Raw genomic sequence first — 18214 nt, 5'->3', positions numbered from 1 at the left:
TCAAACATGAATGATTCATGTTTAACACTAATCTCATTCGTTAGTGTCGATGTTGTTTGAAGCAGTGCTCCGTGACAACGAGAGCGCATTCTAGAGATCTTAAAAAAAGAGTCAACACCTTTTTTAAAATAAATGTTCGTTCGGACAAAAAACAAACAAAAGCACGGTTTTTTAATCAATTTATAACAAAAAACCAACATTTGACTGTTGGTTTTACTCGTTCTATTGATATTGGTTAGCATCCATCAGTAACAATTTCGATATGCGGCTCATCAGAAGATGGATTTGGGTGCCCTGTTCCACTTTGTTCGATATACCTCGCAAAACATTCACCGTCTAGATTATCTTCTACGTCATAACCTATTTCGACATTTGAGTTATTATCGTCATTGACCGTAAACACATCTGCATCAAATTCAATCATGTCAACGATATCAAGATCGCTGCCCTCACCTCTAGCTTCTGGATAACCAAATTCAATTTCCATTGTACCTTGGAGAATTTCGATATCGCATTTGGCATCTTTTTCACAGCCTTTAACTCGTGCTTTCATATTGGCAAGTGTCGCCGCTGTCTTCAACGAACCGGCGATATTTTCGATCGTTGCAACCTTTGCATCAGTACTTACATCAATGAACTTTGGTGCAGCTGTTGCAGCTAAAATACCCAAAATAACAATCACTACTACTAGCTCAATAAGTGTGAAACCTTTCTGTTTGTTCATACATACAACCATCAATAACTTTAGGTTGAATAGTAACAAACACTATTTAAATATACGTTTCAGTTTGTAAACGTGTTGAAAGAGTTTGATCGAGATATCAATAAAAAAGCCAGTCATAAGACTGGCTTTTTGTTTGTATTAAGATTTATTTAGTTAAACTTAACATTAATTTGTTTAGGCGAGCTACGTAAGTCGCAGGATCTTTTAAACTACCGCGCTCGGCTAACATTGCTTGATCAAAGAGAACTTGCGTCCACTGCTTGAACTTATCTTCGTCACTCTCATCCGATACATGACGAACTAACTCATGTTCAGCGTTAATTTCAAAGATAGGTTTTGTTTCAGGCACTTCTTGACCAACAGACTCCATCAATTTAATCATTTGCGCACTCATATCATGGTCATCTGTCACGATAACTGCTGGAGAATCCGTTAAACGATTTGAGATACGCACATCTTTTACTTGCTCACCTAAAGCATCTTTGATGCGTTTAACAACATCATCAAATTCTTTTTCAAGTTTCTCTTGTGCTTCTTTTGTCTCTTCGTCGTCTAAATCACTTAAATCTAAACCACCACGCGCTACTGATTGTAACTGTTTGCCATCAAACTCGGTTAAATGTGACATTAACCACTCATCGATACGGTCTGATAACAATAATACTTCAATACCTTTCTTGCGGAATACTTCTAAGTGCGGGCTATTTTTTGCAGCTTCGTAACTATCAGCCACCACATAGTAGATCTTATCTTGACCTTCTTTCATGCGCTCAATGTATTGTGTTAACGATACATTTTGTTCAGCGTTGTCGTTGTTGGTAGAGGCAAAACGAAGAAGCTTAGCAATCGCTTCTTTGTTAGCCATATCTTCAGAAGGACCTTCTTTTAAGACTTGACCAAACTCGTTCCAGAATGATTGGTATTGCTCAGCGTCTTTATTACCTAAACGATCTAACATCTTAAGGACACGTTTAGTACAACCTTTACGAATTGCCTGAGTGACTTTGTTGTCTTGTAAAATTTCACGAGAAACGTTTAATGGTAAATCGTTAGAGTCTAATAAACCTTTTACAAAGCGTAAGTATGTTGGCATGAATTGTTCTGCGTCATCCATAATGAAAACACGTTGAACATATAGTTTTAAGCCATGTTGCTTTTCACGGTTGTATAAATCAAATGGTGCTTTTGACGGAATGTATAATAAAGACGTGTATTCCGTTTTACCTTCAACTTTGTTGTGCTCCCATAAAAGTGGATCAGCAAAGTCATGAGAAACATGTTTGTAGAATTCTTTGTATTCTTCGTCCGATACGTCGGCTTTTTCACGCGTCCATAATGCGGTTGCTTTGTTTACCGCTTCCCATTTAGCTGGTACGGCATCTTTTGCTTCAACGGCCGGAGCAATTACATTGCCTTCGTCATCTTTAACTTCTTCGGTAGCTTCAACAGCTGGCACTTCAGGTGTCAGCATCTCAACCGAAACCGAAATATGATCAGAGTACTTAGTCACAATAGACTTTAAGCGCCAGTCGTCAGCAAATTCAGACTCATCTTCTTTTAAGTGAAGAATAATGTCAGTACCACGACCTGCTTTCTCAATGGTTGCAGTCGTAAACTCACCTTCGCCAGCTGATGTCCATTCAACCCCTTCACTTGCTGGCACACCGGCAGCTCGAGAGCGAACAGTTACTTTATCTGCGACAATAAATGCAGAGTAAAAACCAACACCAAATTGACCAATTAATTGTGAATCGGCAGCTTGGTCACCTGATAGTTTTGAGAAGAAATATGCTGTACCTGATTTAGCAATAGTACCTAAATGGTTGATGATTTCTTCTTTCGTCATACCAATACCGTTGTCTGAGATAGTCACAGTATTCGCTTCTTTATCTGCACTTACGCGTACACGTAATTCACCGTCGCCTTCAAATAGGCTAGCATCTGATAATGCTTTAAAACGAAGCTTGTCTGATGCATCAGCAGCATTTGAAACAAGCTCACGTAAGAAAATTTCTTTGTTAGAGTATAAAGAGTGGATCATTAATTGAAGTAGTTGCTTTACTTCAGTTTGGAAGCCATGAACTTCTTGATTATTCGTCTCAGACATCTGAAACATCTCCTTTGGTATTACTTAACTAAACCGCATATCGGTAAATTCATTTAAAAAGGCAATTAAAGTTGCCTGAAGATAATCAAGATATGGGGATAGCAAAAAGCAATTCAAGGAAAGCGTTTAAATTTTTCCAATAAACCAGAGTTACGAGAAAAACTAGTAGGGAAAAGCGAAGAACTGAAAAATTAGTAATAAAAAACTACAACTAGATGTTGTAGTTTTTTCTGCCAGATAATGCGTGTGATAAAGTGTTGCCATCAACATATTCAAGCTCGCCACCAACTGGCACGCCGTGAGCAATACGAGAAATAGTCACCTGATAATGCTTGGCGATTTCTGCAATGTAATGCGCAGTAGCCTCACCTTCCACGGTTGGGTTGGTCGCTAGAATAAGCTCAGTTATTTGGCCTTTTAATAACTCATTCTCAAGAATATCTAAGCCTAAGTCAGTCGGGCCAATGCCATCTAGTGGCGATAAATGCCCCATTAAAACGAAGTAACGACCTTGGAATTCAGCCGTTTGTTCAATAGCAATTACATCGGCAGGACTTTCTACAATACACAATTGAGTAGCTAGCTGTCGTTTAGGGCTTGAACAAATATCACAAAGATCATGCTCGGTGAAGTTACGGCACTGTTGGCAATGGCCAACCTCTGTCATTGCTTTGGCTAACGAGTTTGCTAGTTTTTCGCCACCGCTTCGGTTGCGCTCTAATAACTGAAAAGCCATACGCTGTGCTGTTTTGCCACCAACACCAGGTAAACACTTAAGAGAATCAATAAGTTCTTGAACGAGTGGACTAAACTTCATGCCGAAATAATACGAGAGATAAAAATTTCGCTAAGTATAAAATAAATGGGGTCAGAGTCAATCGACTCTGACCCCATTTGAAAGAGGCACTAAAGTGCTATTTAGAAGCCAGTATTTGGTAGGAAGTTACTACCGTCTTGCTTTAATTGTCCTTCAAGTTTTTCAACTAACTCTGTTAATGCTTTAGTGCGTTGGTAAACTACATCAAAACCTTCAGAAGCGCGGTTAAAGCGAAGTTTTTGTTGGCCAGACACAGGACCAGTACTTTCACTACGGCTCCATTGTAAGTAACCAATGTAACCTTGCACCGACGTTGGTGTAGGTTCAGCACGCTTAGCAATAACGCGGTTACCGTTTAATAGATATTTGATCTCAGTTAATTCACGTTTCATTTGAACAACCGTTGAATGAATATCTTGTGAAGCAGTTAATGTCTGCGTTGCACTATAACCAATATTATCGATACGCTTTTCTAACGCACGAATATGATTTTGAACACCGTTAATTGCCGATGCTAACTTACCGGCTTTCATATCAAACGCTAAGTCCGCATTGCGATCGTTACTCTTGAAGGTACGATTTTCAAATGCTACCACTTCAAAGGTTTGGCTACCTTCATAAGGCGTATCGATTCCATTAACCACCTTTGATAATGATACTTGGTACTTACCCGGAACAACGAACGGGCCGCTATCTTTATCAACATTTTTAGAAATGACACCAAAACCAGGGTAGCGTAAGTCCCATGCAATACGATTAAAGCCTTTACGCGCTGGAGCCGTTAAGCGACGAACAACGTTGCCTTGCATATCTTTAACGGTAAAGATTAACTTTGAACCTGGCTCTAAATCTTCTTCTTTGAGTTCTTCCCAAGAAGGGTAGTAAACCGGCTTATCGTCTTTACGCAGTTTAGCGTCTTTTTTCTGACGCTTAGCTTTGAGCGATGTAAAGTCATCACCGATATAGTAGCTAAATACGGCACCGTAAGCTGGGTTTTCAGCAAAGTAGAAATCAGCACCTTGCATCGCTTTACCCGGTAAGCCCATAGGGTCTGATTCAATAAACTGAATTGCTTTACGTACAGGGAAGATTGTTGCAGGCGCAGATTTTACTGTTTTAGCTAATTCACGAAGCGGTGTGTAGTCATCAAAGATGAAGAAACCACGACCAAATGAAGCCATTGCCAAGTCATTTTCACGACGCTGAATTTCTAAATCGCGAATCGCAATTGTCGGCATATTGCCTTTGAGTTGCGTCCAGTTACTACCACCATTTTGCGTGAAGAAAACACCAAACTCGGTACCTACAAATAGTAAGTCTTTGTTTACGTGATCTTGAACGACGGTATAAACACTGCCGCGCTTAGGTAAGTTACCTGTGATGTTTTTCCAGCTCTTACCGCTATTGTCAGAGCGGTAAACATAAGGAGCAAAGTCCCCTTTTTTGTGGTTATCAAAGGTCGCAAATACCGTTGATTCATTAAATAGTGACGCTTCTAAATCACTAACATATGAATTCTCAGGCACTTTTTTCGGCCATTTGGTTTTAGACCACGTATCACCACCATCAAGCGTTACTTGAATTAAGCCATCGTCGGTACCTGCAAACAAAACACCTTCTTTAACAGGTGATTCAGTCAGTGATACTACAGAGCCGTAGAATGACGTTGATTTGTTTTTAGCAACCGTATCTACACCCCAAACTTTGTCCATTACCTCTAATTTATTTCGATCTAAGTTACGCGATAAATCAGGGCTAACCGCTTGCCAAGTATCACCACGATCGTTTGTTCTAAATACACGTTGTGACGCGTAGTACAGACGTTCATTGTTATGTGGACTGATGAGTAGTGGCGAATTCCAGTTGAAACGTTGTGCTTCATTAACATCTGGTGAAACTGGTTGCATTTGAACACGTTCACCAGAGCGTTTGTCAAAACGCGCTAGGCCACCGTATTGGTATTGCGAATAGATGATATTTGGATCGCTTGGGTCGATTACGGTTTTGAAGCCGTCACCAAACTGTGTATATAACCAATCAGAATTACGAATACCTGAGTTATTGGTTGTACGGTGTGGTGCACCTAACGATGCGTTATCTTGCGTACCACCAAAAACATTGTAAAACGGTAAGTCATAATCAACAGTAACTTTGTAGAACTGAGTTAATGGCATATTGTCGAAGAAACGCCAGTTTTTCGCTCTATCGAATGACTCGTATACACCACCGTCACTACCTACAATTAAATGGTTGGTATTGTTTGGGTTGATCCAAAGTGCGTGATTATCAACATGCTTGTGTGCTTCACCAGCACGTGTGAAGTTTTTACCACCGTCTTCCGTCACCATCATATAAGTATCTAATGAATAAACACGGTGTGGATTTTTCGGATCGACTACAATCTCTTGATAATACTGAGGTGAGCCTGAAACATAGCTACTTTGCTTATGCCAGCTTACACCGTAATCGGTAGAGCGGTAGAAGCCACCTTTGTCGTTTGGCAATTCAACAATTGCATAAATAATATTTGGCGAGCTTGGCGCAACGTCAATACCAATACGACCTAAATCGCCACCAGGTAAACCTTTCGTGATTTTCTGCCACGTTTTACCACCGTCAGTAGATTTATGAATCGCCGACTCTGGACCACCGTTGATTAATGTCCAAACGTGACGACGACGTTGATAGCTTGTTGCATAAATTACATCTGGGTTTTGCGGATCAAAGGCAATATCACTAACACCTGTGTGCTCACTGATATTTAAAACATTTTCCCATGTTTTACCACCATCAACAGTTTTAAATAAACCACGATCACCGCCCTTACTCCATAATGGACCTTGTGAAGCTGCGTAAACAACATCTGAATTGCGTGGATCAACTAAAATCTCACTAATATGTTCAGAGTTTTTTAACCCCATGTTTTTCCAGCTTTTACCGCCATCTACAGACTTGTAGATACCGTCACCGTAGGCCACAGAGCGCTGCGAGTTATTTTCTCCTGTACCTACCCAAACAACGTTCGAGTTATTTGGATCTAAAGTTACATCGCCTAGCGAGTAACTCGCTTGATTATCAAAAATAGGCTTCCATGTTGTACCTGCGTTCGTTGTTTTCCACAAACCACCTGATGATGTTGCAACATAATATTCGCTAAAATTATCAGGATTAACGGCAAAATCACTTACACGACCACCAGTAACGGCGGGCCCTAAGTTACGCATAGGAATGTTTGCATAAATACTTGCATCATTTGCACCGTCTTTTGCGATAGCTGCATTTGGTGAAATAGCTAAGGCAAGTGCTGTTGCAATAAATGGCAGAACTTTTTTCATTATTTTGACCTTTTATATGTTCAGATAAAAAGTCGCCCAGGCATGACTGGGCGACTTAAGATTAATTTAGCGAAATGACATCGCTATTTGATAGTAACTGGATACCAGAGTTGTTGAAGTCATCTTTAAACTCCGCTAAATCTGCTGATAAAAATTGATTAATTTTCTCAACGTTTTCAGTAAGGCTTAACTTCGCTTCTTCAATAAAATAAGCAGCTGTTGGTGACGGTTTACCATAAGTGCTGCCAACATAGCCCCAGGCGGTAAAGATCTTAGAGGTAACTTTATAGCTTTCATCAACAAGACCATTGGTATTCGGTAATGAGCGCAAGCCTTTGTCTAACTCACCAATTTGCTTAAGTAACTGACCTGCTTTTTCAGTCAGTTTACTTGCAACGTGCTCTTCTTTATTTTCTTTAACGTCTTTCAATGCTTTATTGGCGACCGTTTGAATTAGCTCAATGTCTTTTTTGCTATCAGCTAATTTATGCGCAGCTGTCGCAACAACAGATAACATATCAACAACTTCATGTTGCTGCTTATAGTTTTCTTCTAAATCGGCAACGCTTACTGTAAAACGCGGATCAATTAACGCATTCGCTTTTGCGATAAAAGATTGGTCATTCATCGTTACTTTTAAGCTATATTCGCCCGGTGGCACTTGAGGTCCTGGGCTTAAAATATCACTTGCTGGACCACCAGGCATTGATTTAGCGCCGTCAGACTCCATGCCCCAAACAATGCGGTTAACACCTTGGTGTAAGTTCGCTCTAAACGTACGAACTACATCACCTTGAGCATTAGAAACAACGATTGTCGCTTCGCTAGACTTTTCATTAGCATCTGCATTTTTAACTGTGGCTAATTTATCCAAACGCGCTTTTTCTTGCGTTTTATCTGGGTGAGGTAAATGTTCACCGGCAGCATTTACTGTAAGGACAACACCGTATTCTTCGTTATCGCCGACATACGCAGCATCGCCCCAAAAGCGTGTTGAAGGTGCGCGATTAGCCATATACTGTTGACCATCTGTCACACTTAACAATGCTAGCTCTTGCTCTAAGGTTTTATTATTCATACCACGCAACGCACTGTAATCATCGATGACATAAATAGAACGGCCATGAGTTGCGACAACTAAGTCATTTTCACGTTCTTGGATAGCTAGATCCATTACCGAAACTGTTGGTACGCCTTGGGTCCATTTAAACCAAGAGTCGCCGCCATCTGTTGTCGCGTATAAACCAAGTTCAGTCCCTAAGAACAGTAAGTTTTCATCTACATGATCTTGCACTACAGACAGCGCATAACCTTTGATATTTTTAGTCGTTAAATTCGTAAACTTCTTACCAAATTTAGACGCTTTAAATATATAAGGCTTCATGTCGCCGCTACGATGATTATCAAACACGATAAACGCTTCATCAGCTTTATGTTTTGATGGTTGAATATGCGGAACAAACGCATTGTCAGGCGCTTTACGAGCCTTAGATTCAACACTTTGCCACGTTTTACCACCATCTTGTGTTACATGAATACGACCGTCATCGGTACCGACCCAAATAACCCCTTGTTTTATTGGGCTTGGTGCAATCGTAATGATTGCCGTGTAATTTTCCGCCGCCGTTACATCTGGTGTTAAACCACCCGAGTCTTTATAACGTTGCCATTCTTTTTTGTTCGTTGATAAATCATCAGAAATCACTTGCCATGTTTCACCACGATCTGTTGATTTGTGGACGAATTGACTACCGTAATAAATCGTGTCGTTGTCAAACGGATCTTGCGCTAACCCCGCGTTCCAATTAAAACGTAATTCAACATCTGGGCTTGGCGCGTTAGGGCGAATAAGTTTCTCTTCACCTGTATTTAAGTTCCAACGACTTAAATAGCCACCTTGTGATTGGCTATAGCCTTGCGTAATATCATCAGGGAATGCCATGGCATCAAAACCATCTCCAAAACCAATTTCCTGCCAATGAACATTGCGAATGCCACCTGTTTGCCAAATTTCACTTGGTCCACGCCATGAGCCATTATCTTGTAAACCACCATAAATATTGTATGGATGGCCATTATCAACACGCACGTGATAGAACTGAGAAATTGGCATATTTTGGACAAAACGCCAGCTATCACCTTTATCTTGGGTGATTTGAACACCGCCGTCGTTACCTAAAATAATATGTTTTGAATTCTCAGGGTTAATCCAAACTGAGTGATTATCAATGTGGATCGTGTTACCCGCAGCACAACAATTGATTTTATCTAGCATGGTAAATGTTTTACCGCCGTCAATTGAACGTCGAATAAACGTCGCAATGTTATAAATCGTATCAGGATCGTTTGGATCCACTTCAATTTCTGCGTAATAGAATGGGCGGTCACTAACACCAACGTCATTGTTAACAGTGCGCCAGCTATCACCACCATCATCTGAACGCATTAAAGCACTTTGCTCTGCTTCAACTAAGGCGTAAACCGTATTTGGTTGGCTTGGTGCAATCTCAATGGTAATACGACCTAAATCACCTGAAGGTAAACCATCGGCAGCTGTTTTTTCTGTCCAGGTTTCACCACCATCATTTGAAACAAACAAACCAGAGCCTGCTCCACCTGATTCAAATCGATATGGCCAACGACGATATTCCCACATAGAAGCATAGAGTTTGTTTGGGTTGGTAGGGTCCATACGAATATCAGTGGCACCCGTTTTTTCGTTAACGTATAAGATCTTTTGCCACGTTTTACCGCCATCAACAGTTTTGTATACGCCACGCTCTTCGTTTTCACCCCATAACTCACCCATGGCTGCAGCATATGCAATATCAGGGTTTGTTGGGTGCAATGCGATACGGTTAATACGCTCAGTTTTTTCTAAGCCAAGTTTTTTCCAGCTTTTACCACCATCAAGGGTTTTGTATATACCACCGCCGATTGACACTGAGTTACGAACATTACCTTCACCAGTACCCACCCAAACAATATCAGGAATTGATTGATTGATTGCTAACGCACCGATTGAGGCATAATCTTGCTCATCAAAGATGGGCTCCCAATTCAATCCAGCATTAACTGATTTCCAAATACCACCAGACGCAGCTGCCGCATAAATAATATTTGGATTGGAGATAACTGCTTCAACGTCGGAAATTCGGCCACTTGTTGTCGCGGGGCCAACGTTACGCGCTTTTAGTCCTTCTAGTAAACTGGTATCAATAGACGCGAAGGCACTGCTAGAGATTGCCGAGGCAGCAATCGCCATCGCAATTAATGATTTTTTAATCGACATATATGTTCCCTGTGGAAAGCATGAGTTGCATAGTTTGATAATCACCACAGTAATCGTAGTGTTATTTTTATTAGTGTTCCAAATATAGCCAAAGAAGGATGGAAATCATAATTTTATCGATAAAATGTGGTTTTCGTCGGATAGATTGTAACGCCGTATTTTATTCATTTAATAATGCACCTTTGCCATCACGACTTGTCGAGCTCCCTATACTTAAAAAGCCTGTTCATCGAAATGAAAAGGCTTTTTCTTAGTCGATTGATATCTGCGACTACTGCACTTCAGCTGGTTCTACTTTAGGTCCCTCTTGAAAATCACCACCTAGTGCCAAATGTAAATCAATCCGCTGCTGCAAACGGGTATCTTTTATATTCAACAAGTTCACTTTAGCACCAATTAGCTGACCTTGTTGCTGGATAACAGACAATAAATCAACCTTGCCAACATCAAACTGAACATTAGCCACACGCAACGCTTCTTGCGAGTCGTATACCACTTGCGTTAAGTACGCTTGTTGCTCACGTAATAATGTTTCATTCGCTAAGCCTTGTTCAACTTCACTAAAGGCTTTCAATGCCGTTAAGCCGTAATTTGCCATTGCTTGACGATATTCGGCTGACTCCACATTAACTTGTGCCTCTAACGCTCCACCGGTAAAGATTGGCGCGACAAAGTTAGTACCAAGTGACCAAAACTCATTACCAAGTGATATTGCGCTGGTTAAGTCATTGGAGACTGAGCCAACACCTGCGGTTAATGAAATTTTAGGTAGTCGAGCCGTTTCTGCTTGCTGAATCTGATAGAACTGTGCTGCTGCCGCTCGCTCGGCAGATTTAATATCGGGGCGACGCTCTAACAGTTCAGAAGGCAGTCCAACAGGAATTGGCGGTAATGTTGCGTTTAGATTTTGCGCACCAGCTATTTCTGCTGCTGGATATCTGCCTAGCATAACTTCCAAAGCACGCGACGCTTGCAACAATGCACTTTGCGCTTTACGAACTGTCGCTTTACCAGATGCGACGTTAGCACTTGCAAGTGAAACCTCACGCTGCGTCACCTGGCCTTGCTTATACTTTACTGCAACTATGTCATAGGTTTTCTCGTATAAAGCGACAGCCTCATTGGCTAAACCTAATTGCAATTGTGCTTCTGTCAACAAGTAATAGATTTTTGCTGTTTGAGCGGCTATCGACTGATATGCCCACATCACTTGATATTGTGTTGCTTCAAATGCAGCTTCACCCGCTGCTTGTTGTGCGCGTATGCGCCCCCATATGTCTAACTCCCATGACATATTTAACGCAATAGCATCATTGTCAATTTCGTAGCCACTTGATGAAAACAGTTGGTCGGTACCCAAATTACCGCCAACACCGATGACTGGCTTAAGTTCGGCGCCAGCTTGAATGGCAATTGCAGCAGCGGCATCTAATTTTGTAACCGCCGCTTGCAAATTAAGATTATGACGAATAGCTTCTTCGACAATCGCTTCAAGCGCTGGATCATTGAAATTTTTTAACCAACCGTCTTTAACATCACCGATTGCTGCATTCGCAACTTCATCATAATTAATTGGCGGTTCTTGGTTAGTTTCAGGCATAACTTGCTCGATCATGGCTTCTTTAACTGGTGGTTGATTAACTTCACAACCACCCAAAGAGATAATAACTAGCACTGTTACCAAGTATTTAACGTACATAAAATACTCCGAATACTTAAGGTTTCACGTAATTCATTATGGCGTCCATTCGAATCATAACTTTGCGGATGATGTGTGCCATTTTAACGTTATCGGTATAAATCGCCGCAGTGCCCATTGCACCTGGTATTAAGCTTTCCTGAAATGTTTGATCGTCAAGCTTAACTTTGACAAAAAATGGACCCGCTTGTGAGCTTTGCGGCGCAATAGCGTTGCCTGTATTGTTAAATTGACCTTGTGCTGTGGCAGATACCATATATTCAACTTTGCCGCTGAAGACCTTTCCTGGAAACGCTTTAAACGTGACTTCCACTTGATGACCTGGTTTGATGTTACGCGTAAAATTTTGCAATACCTGTGAGCCAAGTATAATTTCTGAGGTGTCAGTAAAAGACATAGCTTTAAATAAGGGTAAATTGGAAACACGCTGACCTGGACGTAATGCTAAATTTGTTACCATACCGTCAGTTGGCGCTTTGACTACTGTCTCTTCTAAATTCCATTTTGCGTTTTTGATTTGCGCCTCTAATCCTTGAACCTGCGCTTGATATGCTTGCAACTCATAGATTGACCCTGCATCCTGTTTTGCTAACTCCTCGGATTGTTTTAAGCGAGTACGCGCTAATACCAGCTGAGCCTCGAGCCCTTCAAGGGCAGCCTCATATTGTGTTGGGTCAATTTTAAATAAAGGTTCGCCTTGTTTAATTTCAACATTTGGTTCAATCAGAACATCAGTTACTTGGCCAGCAACATTTGGCGTAATTGGCACTGTGTACGCTAATGCGCGGACATCGGCAGCCGGTGCCCCCCACTGCATAGGAATAAAGAACCCTAAAATTAATAAGAACTCAAAAGGTATCAATAAGCCCCATGTTTTTGAGGAATTGGGTAACACCTTTACTTTTATTAATACAAAAAGTAAAAGCACGAAGATAATAGTGCAAAAAACTAGCATAAATCATTCTCCTTTAGTCGCTTTTAGTTGAGCTTGTAAAGATTTGATAGATGCTTTAATTTCTTCCAACTCTTCAGTACTGTGGGCCGCATCAACGGGTTGAGTTTTGGCCCAAATGATTGCAAGTATCCAAACAACACCAAATGACAATAGCAACCCTAACCAACCAGCAACATTAATTGCATCGGCCTGAGGGTGGTTATTTTGTTTTGCGATATTGCCCGGCACTTTACACAATGCAATAACTAGGGCAATACCAGCGACGATTATCGTAACGAATACAACCCAAGCGAAATAATCTAATCCTGTCATCATTTGTCCTTAAGGGGCTTATATGCCCACCTCCTGCTTCAGCTCATTACTCACCTGATTAGTTATGGCGCCAAGCATGACGTAAGACCAACCTTTGAAAATTAAACGAACACCGATCAGCATGCCAATAGCGTACACACCTGATAATGGCCATTGCTGCCATAGCAAAAGGCCTAAAACAAAACTAGAAACTCCGCTTGCAAGCACCCATTTCCAACCGGCAACAGGCCTTAATTGGACACTAGCGATACTTGTGAAAGCACCATCAACAATAAAGTAAGCGATAACTATGCTGGTTAAAGCTTCTAAACCTTGAGCTGGGTGCACCAGCATATAACCACCGAGTAATGTGATTAAAGCGCCAACAAAAAACTGTACGGCTCCTGCACCAAAAGAGCGTGCATTAAATACGTATGCCAATGTTGTTATGCCTGCGGCTAAAATGAGTACAGCAAACATTGCCATTGTCGCTATGCCCGTCAAAAATGGGGCAACTAAAGCAATAGTGCCGAGAATAATAATACCTACGCCTAACCCTGTGCCTAACTGACCTGAGGCTTTAACGCTATCAGAAATAAATGTCATGATAATGTCCTTGCTTTACGACTTTTTCTTTAATAGGTCTATCGCTAAACCTACAAGTGGCCCCATGCCCGATAAGCTTCCAGATTGGAACCCCGAAAGACTTGTTTTTACGTTTTGAATACTTTTACCAACTTGCTCAACTTCATGATTCACTTTACTCATATCTTGCGTTAGTTCGCTCATTGCCATATTGCGAATATCTTCAATCATTTGTTCTTGAGCATTCGGTTTAACCGTTTTTGATATTAGAAATGGGATAACTGCGATAAGCAGGTTAAAACCTACCAACCAAAAAGCTGCAGAAGAATATTGTGGCGTTTCAGTAAACATAAAAAATAAACCGACATTGAAAAACACAATAGCAATCAGCAATGCTCCGATTGCGATAGCATTTAATAGCGCAATGTTTACGCGTCTCGAACTTTCCGATTTGAGCAACATCATTTCTGAGCGAAATAATATTTTAAATTTCATCACTAATTCGTTCATATCAAACCTCTACTAACGTAAGTAACGCCCCATTAATAACCCCAAAGAAAACACAGCTAACGTTGTTACTGTTGGGAGATCTTTTATCTCCTTCGCTAACAATGTTTTTAATTCATCAAGTTGTTCCTCTTCCGACAACTTAGCCGGTGTAGAAACACTGTCTTGAGCTGGTGACGTTTCTTGAACTTTGTCAGCAGAAGGATTTATCTTCGCTAGCTCGTCACCATCAGATAACGGTGCTGCTTTCTGTGCTGCCTTGAGCGCAGCTACTTCAGCTTTTAGCTGTTGAAGCGCCTTTAATGAGTCATTTTGAGTCATGAGCAAGTCTCCTTACGTCTCAATTATTCGTTGACTTTTAACTGTTCGATTTGGTCACGCAGTACAGATAAAGACTGTGTTACGCCTGCCTGCAGTGGCTCCCATGCATCAGCAGCGGCTTCACTTACACGCTCAAGATCTGCACGGGTGTTTTTGATTTCATCGTTAAGTACTTGAAATGATGGATCGAGCTCATTTGTCGATAACTTTTCAGCCAATTGGCGCTGTAAACTAAGTAACGTGATATTGACGCTTGCAATATCCATTTGGCTTTGTTGGACTAATTGTGACAATCCTCGAATGTGCTGCTCTAATGCATCAAGTCGAGCGTCTTGCTTGTCATCATGCTTAAATAAACTCATGTTGCTTCCTTATCTGCTGGCGATTGAATTAACTATCGAACGAGCTAAACGTTCTTAAGTACCTCTTTAATGAAATGTAAAAATTGCGTTATTAACATTTCCTTAAAGTCCTATTAATTCTGCATCAACATGGAATTTATAGTAGGGGCTTTGTGTAGGAGTTTGTTCGAAGTTGTAACCGAGAAATCGAGCCGATTACATTTATCCTCGAATGGCGCAGTAAAACCACAAATGCCAGTTACATTTGCTCAAATGTCATCACACTTTCATCAAGTTAAATAACACGAATGCTTTAGACACACTTAGGGGCATGCCATATCCTTTCGACATTGAATTTTAACGTGACGCTCTTCCTCAACTAAGGGGAAATAAAAGGCTGTTTGGAACCTATGATGATTAAAAAACATACCGCACTAGCTATTTCAATAAGTACGCTATTTTCTTCACCAGCTGCGCTGGCAAACACACAAGACTCGGACTGGGAGCTTTCTTTCGAACCCTATTTGCAAGCAACAGCTATTCAAGGGGATGCTACGATTGGTCGAGTTGGCGAGGCTCCTGTGCATGTCGAGTTTAGTGATATTCTTGATACGCTCGATAACGGCATCATGTTTCATGGTGAGGCATATAACAAAGCAACGCATTGGGGTATTGCTTTAGATTATGCCTATATGGATCTTCGAGATAGTGCCAATGTTGCGAACACGGGGACAGTTAGTGCGCGTGTTCGTCAAGGTGTACTTGAAGCTTTAGCATTTAAGCGGTTTGAGTACGGCGATCATATCGTTGACTATTTTGGTGGTATTCGCTGGTGGGATAATGACATTTCAGCAAGTATATCGAGCGAACACCTACCTGGAGATATTAATGCAGAGCATGATGAGGATTGGGTTGATGCAGTAATCGGTGCTCGCTATTGGTACAGCCTTAACAAAGATTGGAAATTGAATTTACGTGCAGATGTTGGTGGTTTTGGTCTGGAAAGTGACTTTACATCAGTTGTTTATGCTGGTGCTGAATACAAAGCTACAGATTCGATAAGCATCAAAGTTGGCTATAAAGCTACTTGGGTAGATTATAAAAATGACCAGTCGTCAGGTGAACCAGGGCACTTTGAGTACGATACAGTAACTAAAGGCCCAGTACTTGGTGCTGTATTTAAATTTTAGTTTTTTGTTTTTTGTTTTTTGTTTTTTCAATAGAAAGCGCAAAACGTAAGGTTTTGCGCTTTTTTATGGTTACTATCGTGGCGTTTTTATCAATAAGAATTGATGAAACATTAGTTAGGTTTACAAGTTAAATAGTTAACTGCTAAGGTAAAAATATCGACATTCAATAAATATGAGCCAATAGGTACTCATTCGTATCTATCATGAGTTGACAAGGAATGCGTTATCAATGAAGAAGTTAGCCACATATCTCGTTTTGTTTTTGGTTTCAATTATACAAGGCTGTAGCACTTCGCCCTCATGTAATCAACAATCTTCCTCGCAACTCTGTAATGGGCCAGCTGGCGTTTCAGATCCAAGAATTGACGACCTTTACTATGTTCGTACTATTTTTTCACAAAGTAAGTTAGAAGAAAGTGGCTTAGATCCACTACAACTTGCATTAGACTCCTCAACACCTGTAAATAGTGCGCAAGCAAAAATCATTGGCCCAACAACGGACGATGGTGTGCTCTCAATCGCGAGTAAAATTTGGATGATTGATAACGCTCAGCACACAATAGACGCAACCTATTACATTTTCGCCCGTGATCTGATTGGTAGGGCAATGCTAGGCGCGCTTTGTAACGCAGTTAAACGCGGAGTTGATGTCAGGTTAATGGTGGACTCGATTGGTTCGTTTAGCCTCAACCACGGGGAATTGAAAGCGCTGAAAAATTGCGAAGATTCGGCTGGTTATATGAAGAATAGCCAAGGAGAGCTAACAACACGTAAAGCACGAGTTCAAATTGTTATTTTTAATGCACTTTCAAAAATATTCGTTAATTTTAATCGTCGTTCACACGATAAGATGTTAGTTGTTGATGGTGCATTCCCAGATAAAGCGATGGTGATGACAGGCGGCCGTAATATTTCGCTTGATTATTATGGCATTAATGATGATGGCACGACGAATCAAGACACCTTTAAAGATTTAGAAATACTCTTAAAAACGGGCACCTACAAACCTAGTGACTTAAGTTCATTAGGCAGTGTTTCGCAAGCTTATTTAAGTGTTTTATACCTCAACAAAGGTAATAAGCACATTACAGCATTACTCCCTTATTACACTGAACAAATGCTCGCACAAAATGCATTATCAAAACTCAAAGACTTTGAACTATTTGATAAACACTACCAAAGCATGCCTGAATATATGACAAACGGTTTTAAGCCAGCTCAAGTAAGGCTTGCTCATGAACTCGCGAACCTAATTTCAACCGATGTCGTAGAAAAGCGAATTGAGAATCTAAGCTCAAACCCAAGCTCGATTGTTGCGCTATTAAAGCGTAACGACAAAGAAGTCGATAATGTGAAACATATCCGAATAGTTTCACCATACTTATTTCTCGCCGAATATAAAACCCCAACAGGTAAAGTCATTATGGATGAGCGTGAAGGCTTGTATCAATGGCTCAACGAAGATCCTGAACGAACCATTGAAATTATCACAAACTCTGTTTTAACAAGTGATAATTTCTTTGCTCAATCTATGATTGATATGGATATGGCGCCACGTCTTCTAATGACACCTGAAATGGTCGAAACTTGGCAAGATGACTGGGATAAAGGTGAGTTAAATCCTGACTTTATTCATAGTGAAGCCTATTTAAACGCAATTGATAACCCTCGGATTAAGATTTATCAAACCGGTAAGCTAGACTCGACAATCCTTGGAGGGAATAGTGTCTACGGAAAACTTCATGCTAAATTTATCTATTCAGATAAAGTCGGTTTTGTCGGCACGACTAACTTGGATTATCGCTCAAGACTTTATAACAATGAGATGGGGTTCTTTTTTGGTGGCGATGAATTAAAGGAAGATCTTGAAGTGATTTTTGAAGCGCTAAAAGAAAACTCTTATCTATGGGGAACGCCTGAATGGCTTGAAATGAGAAAGTCATTAATCGGCATTGGCGGCGTTAAAGGTAAAAGCACTAAGCGCCAGCGTAAGATTTATACTGACTTAATTCGTACGGGCTTAAAATGGCAGTTTTAATTTCATGAATTA

At 40.7% G+C, this 18214-nt stretch carries 14 protein-coding genes; 2 read left to right on the top strand and 12 right to left on the bottom strand.

What is annotated here, in order from left to right:
• Positions 1–235: 235 nt before the first annotated feature.
• The 12 genes from QQK05_RS05100 to QQK05_RS05045 all read right to left on the bottom strand — a co-directional run bounded on the left by QQK05_RS05100 (position 236) and on the right by QQK05_RS05045 (position 14995).
• On the bottom strand, positions 236–724 hold the full coding sequence (locus QQK05_RS05100; RefSeq protein WP_284296406.1) for a type II secretion system protein: 489 nt from the start codon (positions 722–724) through the stop codon (positions 236–238).
• Between the two features lie 145 nt (positions 725–869).
• Positions 870–2831, bottom strand: coding sequence for a molecular chaperone HtpG (htpG, locus tag QQK05_RS05095; protein ID WP_284296404.1), 1962 nt, complete (start codon positions 2829–2831; stop codon positions 870–872).
• A gap of 211 nt (positions 2832–3042) precedes the next feature.
• Positions 3043–3648, bottom strand: a complete 606-nt coding sequence (gene recR / locus QQK05_RS05090; protein ID WP_284296402.1) for a recombination mediator RecR — start codon at positions 3646–3648, stop codon at positions 3043–3045.
• 101 nt (positions 3649–3749) lie between these two features.
• Positions 3750–6983 (bottom strand): WD40/YVTN/BNR-like repeat-containing protein, encoded by a 3234-nt coding sequence (locus QQK05_RS05085; protein WP_284296401.1) that lies wholly within the window; start codon positions 6981–6983, stop codon positions 3750–3752.
• 61 nt (positions 6984–7044) lie between these two features.
• Complete coding sequence (locus tag QQK05_RS05080; RefSeq protein ID WP_284296400.1) at positions 7045–10275, bottom strand: VPS10 domain-containing protein; 3231 nt, start codon at positions 10273–10275, stop codon at positions 7045–7047.
• A gap of 271 nt (positions 10276–10546) precedes the next feature.
• The gene (locus QQK05_RS05075; RefSeq protein WP_284296399.1) at positions 10547–11974 is read right to left on the bottom strand and encodes an efflux transporter outer membrane subunit; all 1428 of its coding nucleotides are present in this window, start codon (positions 11972–11974) and stop codon (positions 10547–10549) included.
• Positions 11975–11990: 16 nt separating this feature from the next.
• The gene (locus QQK05_RS05070; protein ID WP_284296397.1) at positions 11991–12929 is read right to left on the bottom strand and encodes an HlyD family secretion protein; all 939 of its coding nucleotides are present in this window, start codon (positions 12927–12929) and stop codon (positions 11991–11993) included.
• 3 nt (positions 12930–12932) lie between these two features.
• Positions 12933–13244 carry a DUF3302 domain-containing protein gene (locus tag QQK05_RS05065; RefSeq protein WP_284296396.1) on the bottom strand — a complete coding sequence of 104 codons (312 nt, stop codon included), beginning with the start codon at positions 13242–13244 and terminating at the stop codon, positions 12933–12935.
• A gap of 15 nt (positions 13245–13259) precedes the next feature.
• Complete coding sequence (locus QQK05_RS05060; RefSeq protein WP_284296395.1) at positions 13260–13826, bottom strand: HdeD family acid-resistance protein; 567 nt, start codon at positions 13824–13826, stop codon at positions 13260–13262.
• Between the two features lie 15 nt (positions 13827–13841).
• The gene (locus QQK05_RS05055; RefSeq protein ID WP_284296393.1) at positions 13842–14300 is read right to left on the bottom strand and encodes a hypothetical protein; all 459 of its coding nucleotides are present in this window, start codon (positions 14298–14300) and stop codon (positions 13842–13844) included.
• Positions 14301–14327: 27 nt separating this feature from the next.
• Positions 14328–14633 carry a hypothetical protein gene (locus tag QQK05_RS05050; RefSeq protein ID WP_284296391.1) on the bottom strand — a complete coding sequence of 102 codons (306 nt, stop codon included), beginning with the start codon at positions 14631–14633 and terminating at the stop codon, positions 14328–14330.
• 23 nt (positions 14634–14656) lie between these two features.
• Complete coding sequence (locus tag QQK05_RS05045) at positions 14657–14995, bottom strand: hypothetical protein (RefSeq protein ID WP_284296390.1); 339 nt, start codon at positions 14993–14995, stop codon at positions 14657–14659.
• 389 nt (positions 14996–15384) lie between these two features.
• Here QQK05_RS05045 and QQK05_RS05040 point away from each other — a divergent pair, with 389 nt between their 5' ends.
• Both QQK05_RS05040 and QQK05_RS05035 read left to right on the top strand, forming a co-directional pair.
• Positions 15385–16164, top strand: a complete 780-nt coding sequence (locus tag QQK05_RS05040) for a hypothetical protein (protein ID WP_284296389.1) — start codon at positions 15385–15387, stop codon at positions 16162–16164.
• Between the two features lie 229 nt (positions 16165–16393).
• On the top strand, positions 16394–18202 hold the full coding sequence (locus QQK05_RS05035; protein ID WP_284296387.1) for a phospholipase D-like domain-containing protein: 1809 nt from the start codon (positions 16394–16396) through the stop codon (positions 18200–18202).
• Positions 18203–18214: the final 12 nt, after the last annotated feature.

The organism is Thalassotalea loyana (assembly GCF_030161435.1).
Lineage (GTDB): Bacteria > Pseudomonadota > Gammaproteobacteria > Enterobacterales > Alteromonadaceae > Thalassotalea_G > Thalassotalea_G loyana.
Note: the sequence above shows the minus strand (reverse complement) of the source record. Positions and strands in the feature narration are given on the sequence as shown.

What these genes read in the sequence shown, in the direction of transcription:
- QQK05_RS05100 (WP_284296406.1), bottom strand. Translation starts at nt 724, where the DNA reads ATGAACAAACAGAAAGGTTTCACACTTATTGAGCTAGTAGTAGTGATT.
- htpG (WP_284296404.1), bottom strand. Translation starts at nt 2,831, where the DNA reads ATGTCTGAGACGAATAATCAAGAAGTTCATGGCTTCCAAACTGAAGTA.
- recR (WP_284296402.1), bottom strand. Translation starts at nt 3,648, where the DNA reads ATGAAGTTTAGTCCACTCGTTCAAGAACTTATTGATTCTCTTAAGTGT.
- QQK05_RS05085 (WP_284296401.1), bottom strand. Translation starts at nt 6,983, where the DNA reads ATGAAAAAAGTTCTGCCATTTATTGCAACAGCACTTGCCTTAGCTATT.
- QQK05_RS05080 (WP_284296400.1), bottom strand. Translation starts at nt 10,275, where the DNA reads ATGTCGATTAAAAAATCATTAATTGCGATGGCGATTGCTGCCTCGGCA.
- QQK05_RS05075 (WP_284296399.1), bottom strand. Translation starts at nt 11,974, where the DNA reads ATGTACGTTAAATACTTGGTAACAGTGCTAGTTATTATCTCTTTGGGT.
- QQK05_RS05070 (WP_284296397.1), bottom strand. Translation starts at nt 12,929, where the DNA reads ATGCTAGTTTTTTGCACTATTATCTTCGTGCTTTTACTTTTTGTATTA.
- QQK05_RS05065 (WP_284296396.1), bottom strand. Translation starts at nt 13,244, where the DNA reads ATGATGACAGGATTAGATTATTTCGCTTGGGTTGTATTCGTTACGATA.
- QQK05_RS05060 (WP_284296395.1), bottom strand. Translation starts at nt 13,826, where the DNA reads ATGACATTTATTTCTGATAGCGTTAAAGCCTCAGGTCAGTTAGGCACA.
- QQK05_RS05055 (WP_284296393.1), bottom strand. Translation starts at nt 14,300, where the DNA reads ATGAAATTTAAAATATTATTTCGCTCAGAAATGATGTTGCTCAAATCG.
- QQK05_RS05050 (WP_284296391.1), bottom strand. Translation starts at nt 14,633, where the DNA reads ATGACTCAAAATGACTCATTAAAGGCGCTTCAACAGCTAAAAGCTGAA.
- QQK05_RS05045 (WP_284296390.1), bottom strand. Translation starts at nt 14,995, where the DNA reads ATGAGTTTATTTAAGCATGATGACAAGCAAGACGCTCGACTTGATGCA.
- QQK05_RS05040 (WP_284296389.1), top strand. Translation starts at nt 15,385, where the DNA reads ATGATGATTAAAAAACATACCGCACTAGCTATTTCAATAAGTACGCTA.
- QQK05_RS05035 (WP_284296387.1), top strand. Translation starts at nt 16,394, where the DNA reads ATGAAGAAGTTAGCCACATATCTCGTTTTGTTTTTGGTTTCAATTATA.